General features: G+C 72.1%; 16 protein-coding genes. 13 read left to right on the forward strand and 3 right to left on the reverse strand.

Annotated features, from left to right (window positions below; all coding sequences use genetic code 11):
• Positions 1 to 53 precede the first annotated feature (53 nt).
• The 13 genes from IE264_RS14090 to IE264_RS14150 all read left to right on the forward strand — a co-directional run bounded on the left by IE264_RS14090 (position 54) and on the right by IE264_RS14150 (position 17,586).
• On the forward strand, positions 54 to 743 hold the full coding sequence (locus IE264_RS14090) for an SDR family oxidoreductase (RefSeq protein ID WP_032757530.1): 690 nt from the start codon (positions 54 to 56) through the stop codon (positions 741 to 743).
• Positions 744 to 821: 78 nt separating this feature from the next.
• On the forward strand, positions 822 to 1,850 hold the full coding sequence (locus IE264_RS14095; RefSeq protein WP_032757528.1) for a methionine synthase: 1,029 nt from the start codon (positions 822 to 824) through the stop codon (positions 1,848 to 1,850).
• Positions 1,851 to 1,882: 32 nt separating this feature from the next.
• Entirely contained in the window at positions 1,883 to 4,111 is a 2,229-nt protein-coding gene (ligA, locus tag IE264_RS14100) for an NAD-dependent DNA ligase LigA (RefSeq protein WP_032757526.1), read from the forward strand.
• A 421-nt stretch (positions 4,112 to 4,532) separates the two neighbouring features.
• On the forward strand, positions 4,533 to 6,686 hold the full coding sequence (locus tag IE264_RS14105; protein ID WP_015611557.1) for a putative bifunctional diguanylate cyclase/phosphodiesterase: 2,154 nt from the start codon (positions 4,533 to 4,535) through the stop codon (positions 6,684 to 6,686).
• 126 nt (positions 6,687 to 6,812) lie between these two features.
• Complete coding sequence (gene gatC, locus IE264_RS14110) at positions 6,813 to 7,109, forward strand: Asp-tRNA(Asn)/Glu-tRNA(Gln) amidotransferase subunit GatC (protein ID WP_003966094.1); 297 nt, start codon at positions 6,813 to 6,815, stop codon at positions 7,107 to 7,109.
• Between the two features lie 5 nt (positions 7,110 to 7,114).
• The gene (gene gatA / locus IE264_RS14115; RefSeq protein WP_032757525.1) at positions 7,115 to 8,617 is read left to right on the forward strand and encodes an Asp-tRNA(Asn)/Glu-tRNA(Gln) amidotransferase subunit GatA; all 1,503 of its coding nucleotides are present in this window, start codon (positions 7,115 to 7,117) and stop codon (positions 8,615 to 8,617) included.
• Between the two features lie 5 nt (positions 8,618 to 8,622).
• On the forward strand, positions 8,623 to 8,856 hold the full coding sequence (locus tag IE264_RS14120; protein WP_018509752.1) for a hypothetical protein: 234 nt from the start codon (positions 8,623 to 8,625) through the stop codon (positions 8,854 to 8,856).
• 16 nt (positions 8,857 to 8,872) lie between these two features.
• A complete protein-coding gene (gene gatB / locus IE264_RS14125) occupies positions 8,873 to 10,381 on the forward strand; it encodes an Asp-tRNA(Asn)/Glu-tRNA(Gln) amidotransferase subunit GatB (protein ID WP_032757524.1) in 1,509 nt (502 codons plus the stop codon).
• A gap of 98 nt (positions 10,382 to 10,479) precedes the next feature.
• Positions 10,480 to 11,739 carry an SLC13 family permease gene (locus IE264_RS14130; protein ID WP_032757523.1) on the forward strand — a complete coding sequence of 420 codons (1,260 nt, stop codon included), beginning with the start codon at positions 10,480 to 10,482 and terminating at the stop codon, positions 11,737 to 11,739.
• A 122-nt stretch (positions 11,740 to 11,861) separates the two neighbouring features.
• A complete protein-coding gene (locus IE264_RS14135; RefSeq protein ID WP_032757522.1) occupies positions 11,862 to 13,970 on the forward strand; it encodes a phosphocholine-specific phospholipase C in 2,109 nt (702 codons plus the stop codon).
• A gap of 186 nt (positions 13,971 to 14,156) precedes the next feature.
• Positions 14,157 to 16,397: an MMPL family transporter gene (locus IE264_RS14140; protein WP_032757520.1), complete on the forward strand. Its 2,241-nt coding sequence runs from the start codon at positions 14,157 to 14,159 to the stop codon at positions 16,395 to 16,397.
• The gene (locus IE264_RS14145; protein ID WP_032757518.1) at positions 16,375 to 16,932 is read left to right on the forward strand and encodes a GNAT family N-acetyltransferase; all 558 of its coding nucleotides are present in this window, start codon (positions 16,375 to 16,377) and stop codon (positions 16,930 to 16,932) included. The genes IE264_RS14140 and IE264_RS14145 overlap by 23 nt, the downstream gene beginning before the upstream one ends.
• Before the next feature lie 48 nt (positions 16,933 to 16,980).
• Entirely contained in the window at positions 16,981 to 17,586 is a 606-nt protein-coding gene (locus tag IE264_RS14150; RefSeq protein WP_032757516.1) for a hypothetical protein, read from the forward strand.
• Positions 17,587 to 17,738: 152 nt separating this feature from the next.
• On the opposite strand, the gene IE264_RS14155 is transcribed toward IE264_RS14150, so the two are convergent.
• The 3 genes from IE264_RS14155 to IE264_RS14165 all read right to left on the reverse strand — a co-directional run bounded on the left by IE264_RS14155 (position 17,739) and on the right by IE264_RS14165 (position 20,466).
• Positions 17,739 to 18,095, reverse strand: coding sequence for a DUF6191 domain-containing protein (locus IE264_RS14155; RefSeq protein ID WP_032757514.1), 357 nt, complete (start codon positions 18,093 to 18,095; stop codon positions 17,739 to 17,741).
• A gap of 50 nt (positions 18,096 to 18,145) precedes the next feature.
• On the reverse strand, positions 18,146 to 19,354 hold the full coding sequence (locus tag IE264_RS14160) for a PQQ-dependent sugar dehydrogenase (protein WP_032757513.1): 1,209 nt from the start codon (positions 19,352 to 19,354) through the stop codon (positions 18,146 to 18,148).
• A 155-nt stretch (positions 19,355 to 19,509) separates the two neighbouring features.
• Positions 19,510 to 20,466, reverse strand: coding sequence for an aldo/keto reductase (locus IE264_RS14165; RefSeq protein WP_031124380.1), 957 nt, complete (start codon positions 20,464 to 20,466; stop codon positions 19,510 to 19,512).
• Positions 20,467 to 20,555: the final 89 nt, after the last annotated feature.

Below are 20,555 nucleotides of genomic sequence, written 5' to 3' on the forward strand. Positions count from 1 at the left end.
GTCCGCAGGAGTCCGCCGGGCCGCAGTGATCACGGCCCCCCTAGGATCGCCCCATGCCTACCCACCTCATCACCGGCGCCGGTTCCGGCATCGGGGCCGCTGTCGCCCGCCGTCTCCTGGAGCGCGGCGACGACCTCGTCCTGCTCGCCCGCGACGCCGGCCGCGCCAAGGAGTTCGCCGACCGCTACCCGGGCGCGCGGACCCTCGTCGGCGACCTCTCCAACCCCGACCGGCTCTCCTGGGCGTTCGGCCAGCAGCCCATGCCCGAGCGTGTCGACACCCTGCTGCACATCGCGGGCGTCGTCGAGCTCGGCGCGGTGGGGGAGCTCACCCCCAAGGCCTGGCACTTCCAGCTCAACGCCAACCTGATCGCCCCCGCCGAGATCACCCGCCTCCTCATCCCGCAGCTCCGTGCCGCCCAGGGCCACGTCCTGTTCGTGAACTCCGGCGCCGGGCTCGCCGCCCACGCCGGGTGGAGCGCGTACGCCGCGAGCAAGCACGGCCTCAAGGCGCTCGCCGACTCGCTGCGCCACGAGGAGCACGGCAACGGGGTGCGCGTCACCTCCGTCTACCCCGGGCGCACCGCCAGCCCCATGCAGGCCAAGGTGCACCAGCAGGAGGGCAAGGAGTACGACGCCGCCCGCTGGATCGACCCCGAGTCGGTGGCCACCACGATCCTGATGGCGATCGACCTGCCGCGCGACGCCGAGGTGAACGACCTCACCGTCCGCCCCGGCCGCTGACCCCGGAAGCCGTTCCCGGCCGCTGACCCCGGCGCCCCGCGTACGCCGAGCGCACGCGGGGGACCGTAGGCTTCCGGCGTGAGCGAGAAGAGCAAGTTGAGCGGGTGCCCGGCGACCGGGATCGGGTCGATGCCCGGGGGAGACGCGAGGGAGGCGGCGAAGACCGTCACCGGCTCCTTCGCCGACGGCCAGGGCATGCCGTACCTGGCGGAACTGCCCGCCCGCGGACCGGGCGCGGACATGACCGGCCGGACCATCGGCATGCTCGTCGAGATGTACGGACACGTCGAGCCGAGCGGCTGGCGGATCAGCGACCGGCCCGGCCGCGACACCCGCCGCGCCCGCTCCTGGCTGGGGGAGGACCTGGACGCCCTGGAGGAGTTCACCCAGGGGTACGAGGGCCTGCTCAAGGTCCAGGCCGTCGGCCCGTGGACGCTGGCCGCCGGACTGGAACTGCGCGGCGGCGAGGCCATGCTGGGCGACCCCGGGGCCTGCCGCGACCTGGCCGGATCGCTGGCCGAGGGGCTCCGCTCCCACCTCGCCGAGGTGCGGCGCCGGATGCCCGGGGCCGAGGTGGTCCTCCAGTTGGACGAGCCCTCCCTGACCGCCGTCCTGCTGGGCCGGGTCCGCTCCGCCAGCGGCTACCGCACCTACCGGGCCGTCGACCGCCAGGTCGTCGAGTCGGCCCTGCGCGACGTCCTGGCCGTCGCGGGCGAGGACGGGACGACGATCGTCCACTCCTGCGCCCCCGAAGTGCCCTTCGCGCTGCTGCGCCGGGCCGGGGTGGACGGAATCTCCTTCGACTTCTCCCTCCTCACGGAGCGTGAGGAGGAGACGATCGGGGAAGCGGTCGAAGGCGGCACCCAGTTGTTCCTCGGCGTGGTGCCCTCCACCGACGCCTCCTCGGGGGCATTGTCAGACCCGGGCGGTAGCGTCATGGGGGTCAGGACGCTGTGGAGCAGGCTGGGGCTGAATCCGGGGACTCTCGCCGAGTCCGTCGCGATCACCCCGTCGTGCGGTCTCGCGGGCGCGTCGCCCGCATACGCCCGCACCGCGCTCGCCCACAGCGCCCGGGCGGCGAGGTCGCTCGCAGACAACCCTGAGTGACGGGGACGACGGGCAAACGGGAGGACGGGACGATGGCCGGCGAACAGCGGGTGGAGCAGGAGAGCTCGGTTCCGGCGGACGTGCGGGAGGAGCACGCGCTGCTGGCCGAGAAGGTCGAGGAGCACCGCTTCCGGTATTACGTGAAGGACCAGCCGGTCGTCAGCGACGCCGACTTCGACCGGCAGATGCGTGCGCTGGAGGCACTGGAGGAGAAGCACCCGGCGTTGCGCACCCCGGACTCCCCGACCCAGAAGGTCGCGGGGCCCTACCGCACGGAGTTCACCTCCGTCGAGCACCGCGAGCGCATGCTCTCCCTGGACAACGCCTTCGACGACGAGGAGCTGGCGGCCTGGGCCGAGCGCGTCGCCAAGGACGTCGGCACGCCCGACCACCACTTCCTCTGCGAGCTCAAGGTGGACGGCCTCGCCGTCAACCTCACCTACGAGCACGGGCGGCTGACCCGCGCGGCGACCCGGGGCGACGGCCGCACCGGCGAGGACATCACCCCCAACGTCCGGACGATCGCGGAGATCCCGCACCGCCTGAAGGGCGACGACATCCCCGCGCTGGTCGAGATCCGGGGCGAGGTCTTCTTCCCCATGGAGGCCTTCGAGGAGCTGAACGCCCGGCTGGTGGCCGCCGACGACAAGCCGTTCGCCAACCCGCGCAACGCCGCGGCCGGTTCGCTGCGCCAGAAGGACCCGAAGGTCACCGCCACCCGCCCGCTCCACATGGTGGTGCACGGCATCGGCGCCCACGAGGGCCTCACCATCGACCGCCTCTCCCAGGCCTACGAGCTCCTCCACTCCTGGGGTCTGCCCACCGCCCAGCACAACAAGGTCGTCGACTCCCTCGCAGGCGTACGGGAGTTCATCGCGTACTTCGGTGAGCACCGGCACTCCGTGGAGCACGAGATCGACGGGGTCGTCGTCAAGCTCGACGAGATCCCGCTCCAGGGACGGCTGGGCTCCACCTCGCGCGCCCCGCGCTGGGCCATCGCCTGGAAGTACGCCCCCGAAGAGGTCAACACCAAGCTGGTCAACATCCGCGTCGGTGTCGGCCGCACCGGCCGCGTCACGCCGTACGCCCAGGTCGAGCCGGTCGAAGTGGCCGGTTCCGAGGTCGAGTTCGCCACCCTCCACAACCAGAACGTGGTCAAGGCCAAGGGCGTCCTCATCGGTGACACCGTGGTCATCCGCAAGGCGGGCGACGTCATCCCGGAGATCCTCGGCCCCGTCGTCGACCTGCGCGACGGCACCGAGAAGGCGTTCGAGATGCCGGCCCACTGCCCCGAGTGCGGTACGGAGCTGCGCCCGATGAAGGAGGCCGACATCGACCTCCGCTGCCCCAACGCCCGTAGCTGCCCCGCCCAGTTGCGCGAGCGGGTCTTCTACCTCGCCGGGCGCAAGAGCCTGGACATCGACCACTTCGGCTATGTGGCCGCCGCCGCCCTCACCCGGCCCCTGGAGCCCGCCGAGCCCGTCCTGCGGGACGAGGGCGACCTGTTCGACCTCACCATCGAGCAGCTGCTGCCGATCCGGGCGTACGTCCTGGACCAGGACAGCGGTCTGCCCAAGCGTGACCCGAAGACCGGCGAGGAGAAGATCGCGACGGTCTTCGCCAACCAGCAGGGCGAGCCGAAGAAGAACGCGGTGGCCATGCTGGAGGGCATCGCCGCCGCGAAGGAGGCGCCGCTGGCCCGGATCCTCACCGGGCTCTCCATCCGGCACGTCGGTCCGGTCGCCGCCCAGGAGCTGGCCCGTCAGTTCCGCTCCATCGACCGCATCGACGAGGCCACCGAGCAGGAGCTGGCCGATGCGGACGGCGTCGGCCCCATCATCGCGGCCTCCGTCAAGCAGTGGTTCGCCGAGGACTGGCACCGCGAGATCCTGCGCAAGTGGCGCGAGGCCGGGGTCCGGATGGCCGACGAAGGAGCCGACGAGGAGCAGGGCCCCCGCCCCCTCGAAGGGCTCACCGTCGTCGTCACCGGCACCCTCACCGCCTACACCAGGGACGGTGCGAAGGAGGCGCTCCAGAGCCTCGGGGCGAAGGTCACCGGATCGGTGTCGAAGAAGACCGCGTTCGTGGTCGTCGGCGACAACCCCGGCTCCAAGTACGACAAGGCCATGCAGCTGAAGGTCCCCGTGCTGGACGAGGCCGGGTTCGCCGTCCTCCTCGAACAGGGCCCCGACGCCGCCCGGGAGGCGGCCCTGCCGGTGCCGGAGCCGGCGGCACCCGAGCCGGAAGTGGCCCCGGAATAGCCCGGAAGCAGCTCCGGAGTGGCCCGGGAGTAGCCGTGGAGCAGCCCGGGAGTGGGCCCGCCCGTCCCCCGCGACCCGCCCGCCACTCCCGGACATGCACTGTTCGCCTTATCGAGACGACTTCGAGACGCGGCCCCGGCGTGGCGCGCGCCAGGTGGGGAAGAAACGGGGCAGAGGGGCAAAGAAGGGTCGGCCGGAGCCCGAACGGCCCATGGGTATCACCCGTTCGGCGCATAGCAGATGGTGACGGGTAGTCGGTTCGCCTTCGGCAAGAGCTGTGGAGCGCTGCCCCTGGAAGCCCTTCGCGGCCTACTGTTGAGGGGTAGCGCCTGCCGTGCACGGCTGCCTTCCCGGGGCCGTGGGAGCAAGAGGGCGGGGGCCACCGAGGGACTTCGGCACTGCCGGCTGTGAGAGGGACGGAATGAAACCGACCGAGAGCGCCGCCCCGGTGTCGCGGCTGCAAGGTTTCGTCGGCCTCACGTCCCCCGTGGGTGCCGGCGTCATAGGGACCGCCGCGTTACTGCTGGCGGCCGGCTTCTACCTGACGGTGCGCAGCGGCCACGCGCTCTTCCCGGACGGTGCCGTGGGCTGGTCGCTCGCCGTGCTCACCGGGATCATCGTCGGCCACCTGGTCGCGCTCGGCCGCGACCGCTGGTGGGGCGGCACCGGATCCGGGGCCGCCCTCACCCTCGCCGTGCTGCTGCTCTTCGGCTGGCTGCCCGCGGGGCTGGTCAGCCTGGTCGTCGTGGTGCTCGTCGGGAGCGCCCGCAGACACCGCTGGTGGCAGGGGCTCCTGCACGGTGCGGTCGACATCCTCGGCATCGCCGCGGCGGCGCTCGTGCTGGCCGCGCTCGGCGAGGTGCCGACCGTGGAGAGGCCCTGGCTGCCACTCGACTGGGGCATCGCGGCCGTACCGGAACTGCTCCTGACGGCGTCGACGTACCTGCTCGTCACCCGGGTCCTGCTGTGGTACGCGGGAGCGCCCCAGAACGGCGGGCTGCCGACCATCGCCCGCACCGCCCTGCTGCGCCAGGGGCTCGTCGCCGTCGCCCTGCTCGGGCTCGCCCCGCTGATCTGCGTCGTCGCGATGTCCATGCCCGTCGTGCTGCCGCTCTTCGCGGTCCCGCTGATCGCCCTGGACTCCACGCTCTGGATCGCCCGGGCCCGCGCCGAGGAGCAGCTGCGCGACCCGCTGACCGGTCTGCCCAATCGGCAGTGGCTGCTGGAGCGGGCCTGGACGGCGCTGGAGGACGCCGAGAGCGTGGGCACCAGGTCGGCGCTGGTCCTGATCGACCTGGACCGCTTCCGCGCGGTCAACGACACCCTCGGCCACCTCGCCGGGGACCGGCTGCTGCTCCAGATAGCGGAACGCCTCCGCCTCGCCCTGCCGTGCGGTGCCGAGGCGGCCCGGCTCGGCGGCGACGAGTTCGCCGTACTCCTGCCGCAGGCCGACTCGACCACCAGCGCCCAGCGGGTGGCCCGCCATCTGGTCGCCGAGCTGTCCTCGCCGCTCGACCTGGACGGCCTGGTCCTCGTGCTGGAGGCCAGCGCCGGGGTCGCCGTCTACCCCGACCACGCGCTGGACGCCGAAGGGCTGCTGCGCCGCGCCGACGTCGCGATGTACCAGGCCAAGCGGGACCGTACGGGCGTGGAGGTGTACGAGTCGAAGCGGGACAGCAACACCCCCGACAGGCTCGGGCTCCTGGGCGATCTGCGCCGGGCGCTGGACGCGGGCGACGTCGAGCTGCACTACCAGCCCAAGGTCCGCTTCGACGGGCAGGTCGCCGGTCTGGAGGCCCTGGTGCGCTGGGTGCATCCGGAGCGCGGCCGGGTCCCCCCGGACGAGTTCATCGCCATCGCGGAGTCGTCCGGCCTGATGCCGCACCTCACGGAGTACGTGCTGGAGACGGCGCTGGCCCAGGTGGCCCGGTGGCGGGCGCAGGGCCTCTTCGTCCCGGTCGCGGTCAACGTGTCCCCGCGCGATGTGCACACCCCGGGCTTCGCGGGCGGGGTCGCCGCCCGGCTCGCCCGCCACGGCGTCCCGGCCTCGGCGCTCCAGCTGGAGATCACCGAGCACGTCCTGCTGGAGGACCCGCAGCGCGCCGCCGACACCCTGGCCGGGCTGACGGCGCACGGCGTGAAGATGTCCCTCGACGACTTCGGCACCGGCTACTCCTCCCTCGTACACCTGCGCAGGCTGCCGGTGAGCGAGCTGAAGATCGACCGCTCCTTCGTGGCCCGGCTCGCCGTCGACCACGAGGACGCGGAGATCGTCCGCTGCACGATCGACCTGGCCCACTCGCTCGGCCTGGTCGTCGTCGCCGAAGGGGTGGAGGACGACGAGACCTGGGAGCGGCTGAGGGACCTGCGGTGCGACGCGGTGCAGGGCTGGCTGGTGGCCGCCGCGATGCCGCCCCAGGAGACGACGGCCTGGCTGCGGGCGCGCGGCGAGCACGGCTGGCGGCGCCCCGCGGAGCTGGAGGCGCAGGCGGCCGCCGCCGCGGCGAACGGGAAGCCGGACGGTGAGCAGCACCCGACCCAGGGACGTACGGTCTCGGGCCCGGCGACGGCCTGAGCCAGGGCCCCGGGCCCGTACCGAAAACGTCCGAAAGGGGTGGGCCGATCGGGGTGGGGTACCCGCTCGCGGGGGACCCCATAGGATTGGGGCCAAAACCACACACCAACCCCTGAGGATCGCTGCATGCCTGGCATCACGCGCGAGGAGGTCGCCCACCTCGCCCGGCTGGCGCGTCTGGAGCTGAAGGGCGAAGAGCTCGATCACTTCGCCGGTCAGCTCGACGACATCATCGGCGCGGTCGCCCGCGTCTCCGAGGTCGCCGACCAAGACGTACCGCCGACCTCCCACCCGCTGCCGCTGACCAACGTCATGCGCGCGGACGAGGTCCGTCCGTCGCTCACCCCCGCGCAGGCGCTCTCCGGCGCCCCGGCCCAGGAGCAGCAGCGTTTCAAGGTGCCGCAGATCCTGGGGGAGGACTAACCGCCATGACGGACATCAGCACCATCATCAAGCTCACCGCGGCCGAGATCGCCGCGAAGATCGCCTCCGGCGAGCTCACGGCCGTCGAGGTCACCGAGGCCCACCTGGCCCGGATCGACGCGGTCGACGAGAAGGTCCACGCCTTCCTGCACATCGACCGCGAGGGCGCGCTCGCCCAGGCCCGTGCCGTGGACGCCAAGCGTGAGGCCGGCGAGAAGCTCGGCCCGCTGGCCGGTGTCCCGCTCGCGCTGAAGGACATCTTCACCACCAAGGACATGCCGACCACCGTCGGTTCCAAGATCCTCGAAGGCTGGGTCCCGCCGTACGACGCGACGGTCACCCAGCGCCTGAGGGCCGCCGACGTCGTCATCCTCGGCAAGACCAACATGGACGAGTTCGCCATGGGGTCCTCCACCGAGAACAGCGCCTACGGCCCCACCGGCAACCCGTGGGACCTCACCCGCATCCCCGGCGGTTCCGGCGGCGGCTCCTCCGCCGCCCTCGCCTCCTACGAGGCCCCGCTCGCCATCGGCACGGACACCGGCGGCTCGATCCGCCAGCCCGCCGCCGTCACCGGCACGGTCGGCGTCAAGCCCACCTACGGCGGCGTCTCCCGCTACGGCATGGTCGCCTTCTCGTCCTCCCTGGACCAGGGCGGGCCCTGCGCCCGTACGGTCCTGGACGCGGCGCTGCTCCACGAGGCCATCGCCGGGCACGACCCGATGGACTCGACCTCCATCGACGCCCCGGTCCCGCCGGTCGTCGAGGCCGCGCGCAACGGCTCCGTACAGGGCATGCGCGTAGGCGTCGTCAAGCAGTTCCGCGGCGAGGGCTACCAGGCGGGCGTCCTCCAGCGCTTCGACGAGTCGGTCGAGCTGCTGAAGTCGCTGGGCGCGGACGTCGTGGAGCTGGACTGCCCGTCCTTCGACCTGGCGCTCTCCGCGTACTACCTGATCGCGCCCTCGGAGTGCTCCTCCAACCTGGCCCGCTTCGACGCCATGCGCTACGGCCTGCGGGTCGGCGACGACGGCACGAAGTCGGCCGAGGAGGTCACCGCGCTGACCCGCGAGGCTGGCTTCGGAGACGAGGTCAAGCGCCGCATCATCCTGGGGACGTACGCGCTCAGCTCCGGCTACTACGACGCGTACTACGGCTCGGCCCAGAAGGTCCGCACCCTCATCACCCGGGACTTCGAGAAGGCCTTCGAGCAGGTCGACGTGATCGTCTCCCCGACGACGCCGACCACCGCCTTCCCGATCGGCGAGCGCGCCGACGACCCGATGGCGATGTACCTCGCGGACCTGTGCACGATCCCGACCAACCTGGCCGGCAACTCCGCCATGTCGCTCCCCTGCGGCCTGGCACCCGAGGACGGTCTGCCGGTCGGCCTGCAGATCATCGCCCCCGCCATGAAGGACGACCGGCTCTACAAGGTCGGAGCGGCCGTCGAAGCCGCGTTCGTGGAAAAGTGGGGGCACCCGCTGCTTGAGGAGGCTCCGTCGCTGTGAGTGCCATGGCAAAGAAGGCCAGTAACTTCAAGAAGTCCAAGACCGGGCTGTACGTCGCGCTCGGCAGTACCGCGTTCGGCGCGATCAGCGTCGCCAAGCAGGCGAAGCTCGCCCGCAACGACAACGACGTGCTGCGTCTCGTCGACGCGGCCGTCTCCGCGGCCGCCATCGTCACCGGACTCGCGATCCTCTATCGCGAACTGAAGCGTCTGGGCGACGACGACGTCCTGCTGGGCTGAGAGGGAAAGTTTCACCGTGACTGTCACCGACCTGGTGTCGTACGAGGACGCACTCGCGTCCTACGACCCCGTCATGGGCCTCGAAGTCCATGTCGAACTCGGCACCAAGACCAAGATGTTCTGCGGCTGCTCCACGGAGCTGAAGCAGGACGCCAACTCCCAGACCTGTCCGGTCTGTCTCGGGCTGCCCGGCGCACTGCCGGTGGTCAACGAGATCGGCGTGGAGTCGGCCATCAAGATCGGTCTCGCGCTCAACTGCGAGATCGCCGAGTGGTGCCGCTTCGCCCGGAAGAACTACTTCTATCCGGACATGCCGAAGAACTTCCAGACCTCCCAGTACGACGAGCCGATCGCCTTCAACGGCTATCTGGACGTCCAGCTGGAGGACGGCGAGATCTTCCGGGTGCAGATCGAGCGCGCCCACATGGAGGAGGACACCGGCAAGTCGACGCACGTCGGCGGCGCCACCGGCCGTATCCACGGCGCGTCCCACTCCCTGCTCGACTACAACCGGGCCGGCATCCCGCTCATCGAGATCGTCACCAAGCCGATCGAGGGAGCCGGTGCCCGCGCCCCCGAGGTCGCCAAGGCGTACGTCGCCGAGCTCCGCGAGCTGATCAAGGCCCTCGGGGTCTCCGAGGCGCGCATGGAGATGGGCCAGATGCGCTGCGACGTCAACCTGTCGCTGCGCCCGCACGGCCGCGAGGAGTTCGGTACCCGCTCCGAGACGAAGAACGTGAACTCGCTGCGTTCCGTCGAGCGGGCCGCGCGCTACGAGGTCCAGCGGCACGCCGCCGTGCTGTCCTCGGGCGGCACCATCGTGCAGGAGACCCGGCATTTCCACGAGGAGGACGGCTCCACCACGGCCGGCCGTATCAAGGACAACGCCGAGGACTACCGCTACTTCCCCGAGCCGGACCTGGTGCCCGTGGCACCGGCCCGCGACTGGGTCGAGGAGCTCCGCAAGGGCCTCCCCGAGCTGCCCCGGCTGCGGCGCGCCCGGCTCAAGGAGGACTGGGGCGTCAACGAGCACGACATGCAGTCCATCCTCAACGCGGGCGCGGTCGACCTGATCGTCGCCACGACCGAGGCGGGCGCACCCTCGGACCAGGCCCGCAAGTGGTGGATGGGCGAGCTGGCCCGTAACGCCAACGAGACCGGCCGCGGCCTGGACGAGCTGCCGATCACCCCGGCGCAGGTCGCCCGGGTGGCCGCGCTCGTCGCCGCGGGCGACCTCAACGACAAGCTGGCCCGCCAGGTCATCGAGGGCGTCCTCGCGGGCGAGGGCGACCCGGACACCGTCGTCGAGAAGCGCGGCCTGAAGGTCGTCTCGGACGAGGGCGCGCTGTCCACGGCCGTGGACGAGGCCATCGCGGGCAACGCGGCCATCGCGGACAAGATCCGCGCCGGCAAGGTCGCGGCGGCGGGCGCGCTCGTCGGCGCGGTCATGAAGGCCACCCGTGGCCAGGCGGACGCGGCGCGTGTGCGCGAGCTGATCCTGGAGAAGCTCGGCGCCGAGGGCTGATCCCCCGGCCGATCACGTCCTGAAGGGGCGGTGCACCCGTATCCACGACGGGCGCACCGCCCCTCCGGCTGTGCTTCGCAGAACCCTGAGAGACCCCCCTGAACACCGTCACCGCAGAGCTCGTCTCCTTCGCCCTCCTCCTGGGCGTCCTCGCCTTCGCCGTCGTACGCCCGAGGGGCCTGCCGGAGGCGACCGTCGCCGTGCCCGCCGCGGTGCTCGTGGTGGCCGTGGGGGCGGTGACCTGGCCCGAGGCCCGGGAGCAGGTCGGTGAGCTGCTGCCCGTCGTCGGGTTCCTCGCCGCGATCCTGGTGCTGGCCCAGCTCTGCGCCGACGAGGGGCTGTTCCGGGCCGCCGGGGACCTGGTGGCCCGCGCCTGCCGGGGGCAGACCGGCCCGCTCCTCGGTGGGGTCTTCGTCGTCGCCTCCCTCATCACCGCCGTCCTCAGCCTGGACGCCACCGTGGTCCTGCTGACCCCGGTCGTCCTCGCCACGGCGGCCCGGGTCGGTGCGCGGCCGCGCCCGTACGTCTACGCCTGCGCGCACCTCGCCAACTCCGCCTCCCTCCTGCTCCCCGTCTCCAACCTCACCAACCTCCTGGCGTTCACCGCGAGCGGCCTCTCCTTCACCCGGTTCGCCGCGCTGATGGCGCTGCCGTGGCTCGCCGCGATCGCCGTCGAGTACGCGGTGTTCCGTCGCGCGTTCAGGGCCGACCTGGCCGCCGGGGCGCACGCGCCGGACCCGGAGGCAGAGCGCACGCCCGTACCCGTCTTCACGCTCGTCGTGCTGGGGCTGACCCTCGCCGGGTTCGTCGTCACCTCGTTCGCGGGGGCCGAGCCGCTGTGGGCGGCGCTGGCGGGGGCGGCGGTGCTCGCCGTACGGGCGCTCGCCAAGCGGGAGACCACGCCGGCCGCCGTCGTCCGCTCGGCCAACCCCCTGTTCTGCCTCTTCGTCCTCGCGCTCGGCGTCGTCGTCAAGGCGGTCGTCGACAACGGCCTGGGGGACGGGATCGCCGCCCTCCTGCCCGACGGCGACACGCTGCCCGCACTGCTCGGCGTCGCCGTGGTCGCGGCGCTGCTGGCCAACCTGATCAACAACCTGCCCGCGATCCTCGCCCTGCTCCCGATCGTCGCGGCGGCCGGTCCCGGACCGCTGCTCGCCGCCCTGATCGGGGTGAACATCGGCCCCAACCTCACCTACGTCGGGTCCCTCGCCACGCTCCTGTGGCGCCGCATCCTGCACGCCCACGGGGACGCCCCCGAGCTGGGCCACTTCACGCGGCTGGGACTCGCGACCGTACCGGCGACGCTCCTGGCCTCGACGCTCGCGCTCTGGGGATCGCTGCACCTCATCGGGGTGTAGGCCGCCGGTTGGACTTCTCGTCCGACCTCTTGGACGTTCACCACCGGGCCGTACGCAGTCCTTCCCGCCGCCACCTGCCCCAACTAGCTTCCCGGCTGTAACCACCGAATCGGGAGGCTCTTTTGACCACGGACATGTCACGGCGGCGGCTCTTCGCCCTCGGCGGGGGCGCGCTGGGCGCCGCTGCGGCCGGATCGTTCCTGCCGCCGTCGCTCCAGGCAGCCATCGCCGCGCAGCCCGCCCACGCGGGGTCCGGAGGCGGAGGGCTGAGGTCCATCAAGCATGTGGTGGTCCTCATGCAGGAGAACCGTTCCTTCGACCACTACTTCGGCGCCCTGCGCGGTGTACGAGGCTTCGGCGACCGCAACGCCATCGAGCTGCCCACCGGCGGGACCGTCTTCGAGCAGCCCGGCGCGTCCGGCGCCACCGTCCTGCCCTTCCTCGTGCGCGGGGCCGCCGAGGAGCAGAAGAAGGACCTCCAGTACATCGGCGCCCTCGACCACTCCTGGAACGGCGGCGCGAAGGCCTGGGGCGGCGGCTGGATGAACGGCTGGATCAGCGCGAAGACCGCGGCGACCATGGCGTACTACGACCGCCGTGACATCCCGCTCCACTACGAGCTGGCCGACACCTTCACCGTCTGCGACGCCTACCACTCCTCGATCCACACCTCCACCAGCCCCAACCGCAACCACCTGTGGAGCGGGAAGACCGGCTTCGAGCCGAACGGGAAGCGGGCCGTCGGCAACGACGCGTACAGCGAGGGCAGCCACCCCGGCTACGACTGGTCCACCTACGCCGAGCGGCTGGAGAAGGCCGGGCGGAGCTGGCGGACGTACACCGAGTGGGAGAACTTCACCGACAACCAGATCGAGTTCTACGCCACCTTCAAGGCCATCGCCCGCAAGGCGCTCGCCCGCACAGGCGGCCACATGTACATGGAGGCGTTCTACGCCAAGGTCCGGAGCGCCTCCGCGGGGGAGCGGGAGCGGCTGCTCGGGCTGCTGGAGGAGGGCGTCGCCACCCTCACCCGGCACGAGCGCAGCCTGTTCGAGCGGGGGCTGCGCCGGGTCCCCACGGGCACGCTGGCGGATGAGTTCGCCAAGGACGTGGCGGCCGGGACGCTGCCGGAGGTCTCCTACCTGGTCCCCTCGGCGATCGACTCCGAGCACCCGAGCGTCTCCTCGCCGGTGCACAGCGCCACCATCGTCTACAAGATCCTGGACGCGCTGGGCCGGAACCCGGACGTCTGGCGCCACACCGCCGTGCTGATCAACTACGACGAGAACGACGGCTTCTTCGACCACGTACCGCCGCCCGTCGCGCCCCCCGAGGTGACCGACGAGCAGTGGGAGGGCCGCCCGACCGGCCTCGGGATCCGGGTGCCGCTGCTCGTCGTCTCGCCGTGGACCGTCGGCGGCTACGTCTGCTCCGAGGTCTTCGACCACACCTCGGTCATCCGCTTCCTGGAGCGCTGGACCGGCGTGAAGGAGCCCAACATCAGCGACTGGCGGCGCCGCGTCACCGGCGACCTCACCTCCGCCTTCGACTTCACCCGGCCCCGGCGGCAGCCCGTCGTGCAGCGGCCGGGGACGATCCCGCCGCTCAGCGGCCGCTGGCAGCCCAAACCCCCGGCCGTCCAGCACCTCCCCGAGCAGGAGCCCGGCGCACGCCCGGCGCGCCCGCTGCCGTACCAGCCGGACGCCGAGGTCAGGAGGGCGCACGGCGGCCTGCGCGTGGAGCTCGGCAACAGCGGCCGGTCCTCGGCGCACTTCACGCTCTACCCGTACGCCGGTGAGTTCGCGGCCCCACAGCACAAGGACGTCCGGTCCTCGGCGCACTGGACCGTACCGCTGACGGGGGAGACGTACCGGTTCACGGTCACCGGGCCGAACGGCTTCCGGCGCGAGTTCGCCGGGCCGGCCGAGGGGAGCGCCGAGGTCACCACCCGGATCGACACCCGTGACCGCGATGTCCACCTCACCCTGCGCAACACCGGCCGCCGGAACCTGACCTTCCTGGTACGGCCGCTCGGCTATGTCGACGAGGACGACCTGCGGGACTGGACCCGCCGGGTCACGGTCAAGCCGGGCCGCAGCCGTACGGTCGTGCACTCGGCGGCCGACGCCCACGGCTGGTACGACCTCGCCGTCACGGCCGAAGGGGAGGACACCTTCCGGCGGCGGCTCATGGGGCACATCGAGAACGGCCGCGCGAGCGTCTCCGGCTGACCGGAGCCGACGGTTCCAGGGCTTGATCCGTCCCCTGTAGGGAACAGATCAAGCCCTGTGACCATGGCCACGAAACGGACAAACGATCACGTTCTGCTGTCAGAGTGGCGGTCTCAGGTCAGAGATATTTACGGGCAGATCACGCTATCTGTGGGTAAATGTTCACGAACCCTCAGGGAGCGTCCGTTGGCCGCCATCGCCCGCTGGTGCATCAGGCACCGCCTGCTCGCCGTCCTCCTCTGGCTCGCCGCTCTCGGCGGTACAGCGGCCGCGGCGGGGTTCGCGGGTTCCGCGTACTCCAACGACTACGAGGTGCCCGGCACCGAGTCCGGCCGGGCCACCGAGCTCCTCTCGCGCGGCTTCACCGACCTCGGCGGCGACACCGACACCGTCGTCTGGCACACCACCGGCTCCACGGTCCGGGCCGCCGACGTCGAACAGACGATGACCCGCACCCTCCACGCGATCGACGCCCTGCCCGGTGTGGGAGCGGTCACCGGCCCGTACGGAGCCGAGGGCACCGGCCAGATCAGCGAGGACGGCCGCACCGCCTACGCCACGGTCACCTTCGACCGCCCCGCCGACGAGATCCCCGCCTCCCAGGCGCAGGCCCTCGTCGACACCGCGAAGGGAGCCGAGGCGGACGGGCTCCAGGTCGAACTGGGCGGCACCGCCATAGCCCTCACCGAAGCGCCCACCGCCCACATCGCCGAGGCCATCGGCGTGGTCGTCGCGGCCGTGGTCCTCTTCCTCGCCTTCGGCTCGCTCGCCGCCAGCCTGCTCCCCATCGCCACCGCCCTGGTCTCCGTCGGCACCGCCTACGCGGGCATCGTCCTGCTCGGCCATGTGATGACCGTGGCGGACTTCGCCCCGATGCTCGGCATGCTCATCGGGCTCGGTGTCGGCATCGACTACGCCCTCTTCATCGTCACCCGGCACCGCAGAGGCCTCCGGCGCGGGATGTCGGTCGACGAAGCCGCCCAGAACGCGGTCGCCACCACCGGGCGCGCGGTCGTCTTCGCCGGGGCGACCGTCTGCATCGCCCTGCTCGGCATGCTGATCCTGCGGCTCAGCTTCCTCAACGGCGTCGCCATCGCCGCCTCGCTCACCGTCGTCCTCACCGTGGCCGCCTCCGTCACCCTGCTGCCCGCCCTGCTCTCCCGCATCGGGATGCGGGCGCTCAGCCGCCGCGAACGACGGCAGCTCGCCGAACACGGACCCCGGCCCGAGCTGCCCACCGGCTTCGCCGCCCGCTGGTCCGCCTTCGTGGAGCGCCACCCCAAGCTGCTCGGCGGGATCGCGGCCGTCGTCATGGTGGTCCTCGCCCTGCCCGCCCTCGGCCTCCACCTCGGCACCTCCGACCAGGGCAACAACCCGGCCACCGCCACCACCCGGCAGGCCTACGACCTGCTCGCCGACGGCTTCGGCCCCGGCGTCAACGGCCCCCTCACCATCGCCGCCCAGCTCGACGGGGCGGACGACCGGCTCGCCCTGGACTCGCTGCCCGAGGCGCTGCGTACCACCGAAGGCGTCGCCTCGGTCGGCCCGGTCACGTACAACAGCAGCGGCGACACCGCCTTCCTCACCGTCGTCCCCGACTCCGCGCCCCAGTCGCAGCAGACCAGCGAGCTGGTCGACCGGATCCGGGCGGACGTCCTGCCGCCGGTCCAGGACAAGACCTCACTGGAGACGTACGTCGGCGGGGTGACGGCGAGCTACGACGACTTCGCCGAGATCATCGTCGGCAAACTGCCCCTCTTCGTCGGGGTCGTGATCGGCCTCGGCTGCCTGCTCCTCCTGCTCGCCTTCCGCTCCATCGGCATCCCGGTCAAGGCCGCCGTGATGAACGTGGCCGCCGTCGCTTCCTCCTTCGGAGTCGTCGTCGCCGTCTTCCAGTGGGGCTGGGGGAGTGAGCTGCTCGGCCTCGGCAGCGCCGGGCCCATCGAACCCTTCCTCCCCGTGATCATGGTCTCGGTCCTCTTCGGCCTCTCCATGGACTACCAGGTCTTCCTGGTCGGCCGGATGTACGAGGAGTGGCTGGAGACCGGCGACAACCGGCGCTCGGTCCGGGTCGGCCTCGCCGAGACCAGCCGCGTGATCAACTCCGCCGCCGTGATCATGATCTCCGTCTTCCTCGCCTTCGTGCTCAGCGGCGACCGGGTGATCGCCATGTTCGGCATCGCGCTGGCCACCGCCGTCGCCCTGGACGCCTTCGTCCTGCGCACCCTGCTGGTGCCCGCCCTGATGCACATGCTCGGCGGCGCGAACTGGTGGCTGCCCGGCTGGCTGGACCGCCGACTGCCCCGGATCAGCATCGAGCCGCCCGACTGCACGGTGGATCATGCGAAGATCCCGGGGGCGCGCGGCACGGAAGAGGATGCCGTGCCGGTCGAGAAGGAGCACGATGTTCGCCATATCCCTGGGTGACGACAAGGCGGAGCTGCGCCCGCTGGAGGTCTGGCAGGCCGAGGAGTTCCTGACCCATATGGACCGGGCCAGGGAGCTGGTCGACCCGTGGATCCCGTTCGCCTCCTTCGCCACCGACCTGGACTCGGCGCGCGCCCTGCTCCAGCGGTACGCGGAGAAGCAGGCGGCGGACACCGGACGGCTCTACGGCATCTGGCTGGAGGGCACCCTCGTCGGCGGCGTCCTGTTCCGGATCTTCGACGCGGCTTCGGGCAACTGCGAGATCGGCGTCTGGCTGGAGCCCGCCGCCCAGGGCCGTGGTCTGATCACCCGGGCCGCCGAGCGCCTGATCGACTGGGCGGTGTACGAGCGCGGGATGCACCGCATCGAGTGGGACGCCTCCGCCGCCAACACCCGCTCCATCGCCGTCGCCCAGCGGCTCGGCATGACCCGCGACGGGGTGCTCCGGCAGAACTACCTCTACCGGGGAGAGCGCCACGACTCGGAGATCTGGTCCGTCCTGGCCCCGGAATGGCGGGCCCGCACCGGGCGCTGAGCCCCGGCGTTAAGGGGGTTCTCATCCGGGACCCCTAGCGTGCGGCACATGAACACCACCCCCTCCAAGACGACCGACCTCTCCAAGACGGCCTCGCCCGCCGACGACCCCGAGAAGAGCACCGCCGACGCCGCTACGGAGGACCCCGCCGCCACGCCGTCGACGGCTCCGGCGGACGGGACCCCTGTGGCCGCCGACGACTTCGAGGACGACGACCTGGAGCCGGACCCCTTCACCGAGGCGCGCCACGGCGTCGGCGCGGGCGCCACGGCCGTCGTCTCCGCCGCCCTGGGCATCGTCGCCCTGACCGGCGCCTGGTCCGGCCGGGTCGCCGCCGAGCGCGAGACCCTGATGGGCCAGATCCAGACCTCCGGCGGTGGCAGCCCGGCCCAGCAGATCGCGGAGATCTACGGGGACGCCTGGCACACCACCGCCCTGGTCAACGGCGTCTTCGCGCTGCTGGCCCTGCTCGTCGGCGTCTTCGTCCTGGTCCGCCCCGCCTTCGGCACCCCCGCTACGAGGCCGCAGCCCGCCTGGATCCGCGCGGTCGCGCTGGCCGGTGTCGCCCTGGGCACCCTCGGCGTGCTGATCTCCGTGGGCATGTACTTCGACCTGTTCCTCTCGCTGCCCGTCGCGGGCACACCGGCGGGCTGACCTCCTGGTCCCGGCCTCGGGCACCGCACGCCCGTGCCGGGCACCGCACGCCCACGCCTGAGGCCCTCGCCCATCGCCCTCGCCTCTGCCGGGCCCCGTAACCCCAGGCCTCGGCGAAACGGCCGTCGGCACGATCCTCTTCGCGCGGGAGGCTATGACGGCTCGACGGGCGTGGGCCGCTCGGGCGGCGGCCCGGCGCCGCCGTCCCCATCTCCGTCGCCCCGGACGCCCCGGCCGCCCACCGGCTCCGTGACGACGCGGGTGCGGGGGGCGAGCACGGCGTCCTGCTCCAGCGGCGCGTTCCGCATGCGCTCGGCCGGTCCGCCCTCACCGTCCGGGGACGGCTCCGCCTCGGGCGCCCGGACGGTCACCTTGCCGGAGGTGAGGTCTATCGGGCCGCGGCCCGGATCGCCGGCGGCGACGTCCACCCGGCTCAGCTCCAGCCTCTTCTGCTCGTCGGCGCCGTGCTTGCGGCCGGGGGCGAAGAGCTCCTCGAAGAAATTGAACACGGTCGTGCTCCCTCCGACATGCTGCGCGGGTGGTGCCTCGGGGTGTCCGCCTACCCCACTTCGACCAGCAGGATCCTGTCGTCCCCGGGGGTCGGCTCGCCCCGGCCGTCCGTGTTGCTGGTGACCAGCCAGAGCCGGTCGCCGCCCGCGCCCACCACGGTGCGCAGCCGGCCGTGCTTCTCATCCAGGAACGACTGGGGGTCGGCCAAAGGTTCCTTGCCGGAGTCGCCGGAGAGCGGGATGCGCCAGAGCCGCTCGCCGCGCAGCCCCGCCATCCAGATCGACCCCTCCGCGTACGCGATTCCGCTGGGCGAGGCCTCGGAGGTCTTCCACTGGGCGACCGGGTCGATGAACCCGTCCTCGCCCTCCTGCCCCTCCACCTCGGGCCACCCGTAGTTGCCGCCGGGCTCGATCAGGTTCAGTTCGTCCCAGGTGTTCTGGCCGAACTCGGCCGCCCACAGCCGCTTCTGCGCGTCCCAGGCGAGCCCCTGCACATTGCGGTGCCCGTACGAATACACCACCGAGTCCGCCTCCGGGTTGCCGTGCACCGGCTCCCCGTCCGGGGTCATCCGCAGGATCTTGCCCGCCAGCGACTCCTTGTCCTGCGCGAGCCCGGTGTCCCCGGTCTCGCCGGTGCCCGCGTAGAGCATCTTGTCGGGGCCGAACGCGATCCGGCCGCCGTTGTGGATGTTCCCCTTGGGGATGGAGCGCAGGATGGTGTCGGGCGCCCCCAGCTGCTGCCCCGCCGGACGGTTCTCGTCGTAACTCATCCGTACGATCCGGTTGTCGGACGCGGTGGTGAAGTAGGCGTACACCCATCCGTCCGCGGCGAACGTCGAGGGGACCGCGAGCCCCAGCAGACCGCCCTCGCCCGCCGGGGAGACCCCGGGCACCGAGCCCAGCAGCGTCTGCTTCCCGCTCTCGCCGTCGATCCGGTGGATCGTGCCCTCGTCACGCGAGGCGACCAGCAGATCACCGCCCGGCAGCGCGGTCAGCCCCCAGGGCGACTTCAGCCCCTCGGTCAGCGTCGAGACGACCGTCGCCGAACCCTTGGCGGGCGGCAGGTCGGCCGACGCGCTCGGCGAGGGGGAGCCGGAGCTCCGCGAGGCGGACGGCGAGGCGGCGCCCGTACCGGACGGGCCCTCCGCGCCGCCCGAGGAGCACGCGGCGGACAGGACCAGCGAGGCCGTCGCCAGCGCGGCCACCACCCCCCTGCGCACCGCGGGGGACTGAACTGACCCGAACACAGCACCGCGCACTGAACCGATCCTTTCGACGGCTGCCTGATCAGCACCACCTGATCAGCACTACCTGTTCCTACACCGCGGCCCCGCCCGGAGTTCCCGGTGCGGACCATTGTCCTGCTATCTCCTACCCGGTGCGCGGCCCCGAGGACGTGCTGCCCGCCCCGCGCTCAGTCCCAGGACCCCCGCGCCCGGGGCAGCCCGGCGATCTCCGCCAGATCGGCCTCGTCCAGCTCCACCTCGGCGGCCCGCGCGTTCTCCACCGCCCACCGCTCCTGCTTCGCCCCCGGCACCGCCACCACGTGCGGCCCCTGCCGCAGCACCCAGGCCAGCGCCACCTGGGCCACGCTCGCCCCGCGCCGCTCCGCGATCCGCCGCAGACCGGCCACCACCGGCTGGTTCGCCGCCATCATCTCGGCCGTGAACCGGGGGTGCCTGGCCCGCAGGTCCTCGGGCTCGAACCCCTGCCCCGGCTTCAGCGTCCCGGTCAGATAGCCGCTGCCCAGCGGCATCGCGGCCAGCACCCCGACGCCGCGCGCCGCACACCAGGGCAGCAGCTCCTCCAGCGCCTCCGGCGACCACACCGACAGCTCCGCCTCGACGGCGCTGACCGGGAAGACCTGCTGCACCCGCTCCAACTGCCGGATCGTTCCCGCATGCGGCCCGGCACCCGACCGGCGCGGAGCGCGCGCCCCCACCGCGCACAGCCCCAGCGACCGCACCTTGCCCGCCGTCACCAGCTCCGCCATCGCACCCCAGGTCTCCTCCACCGGCACCTCGGGGTCCGCCCGGTGCAGTTGGTAGAGGTCGATCACATCGGTCTGGAGCCGCCGCAGGGAGGCATCGCAGGCCCGCCGTACGTATCCGGGGCGCCCGTTGGCGACGATGTGCTGATCACCCACCAGGAGCCCGCACTTGGTGGAGAGGAACGCCTCGGAGCGGCGCCCCTTGAGCGCCCGCCCCACCAGCAGCTCATTGGTGAACGGCCCGTACATGTCGGCGGTGTCGAGCAGCCGGACACCCGCATCGAGCGCCGCGTGCACCGTCCGCAACGAACGGTCACCGAGCTGCTGCGATGCGCTGTACCCCCAGCTCATCGGCATACAGCCCAGACCGACCGCGCCCACGGCGAGCCCCGACGCCCCGATAGTCCTGCGCTCCAACTCCCCGAACCCCTTTCGATCCTGCGGTCACGGGGCCGTACCGCACCCCAAAC

Origin of the sequence: Streptomyces microflavus (assembly GCF_014650075.1) — a bacterium.
Taxonomy (GTDB): Bacteria; Actinomycetota; Actinomycetes; order Streptomycetales; family Streptomycetaceae; genus Streptomyces; species Streptomyces microflavus.

Bases quoted from the DNA above. Each gene is read 5' to 3' on its own strand.
- IE264_RS14090 (WP_032757530.1), top strand. From the start codon at position 54: ATGCCTACCCACCTCATCACCGGCGCCGGTTCCGGCATCGGGGCCGCT.
- ligA (WP_032757526.1), top strand. From the start codon at position 1,883: ATGGCCGGCGAACAGCGGGTGGAGCAGGAGAGCTCGGTTCCGGCGGAC.
- IE264_RS14105 (WP_015611557.1), top strand. From the start codon at position 4,533: ATGAAACCGACCGAGAGCGCCGCCCCGGTGTCGCGGCTGCAAGGTTTC.
- gatC (WP_003966094.1), top strand. From the start codon at position 6,813: ATGCCTGGCATCACGCGCGAGGAGGTCGCCCACCTCGCCCGGCTGGCG.
- gatA (WP_032757525.1), top strand. From the start codon at position 7,115: ATGACGGACATCAGCACCATCATCAAGCTCACCGCGGCCGAGATCGCC.
- IE264_RS14120 (WP_018509752.1), top strand. From the start codon at position 8,623: ATGGCAAAGAAGGCCAGTAACTTCAAGAAGTCCAAGACCGGGCTGTAC.
- IE264_RS14145 (WP_032757518.1), top strand. From the start codon at position 16,375: ATGTTCGCCATATCCCTGGGTGACGACAAGGCGGAGCTGCGCCCGCTG.
- IE264_RS14150 (WP_032757516.1), top strand. From the start codon at position 16,981: ATGAACACCACCCCCTCCAAGACGACCGACCTCTCCAAGACGGCCTCG.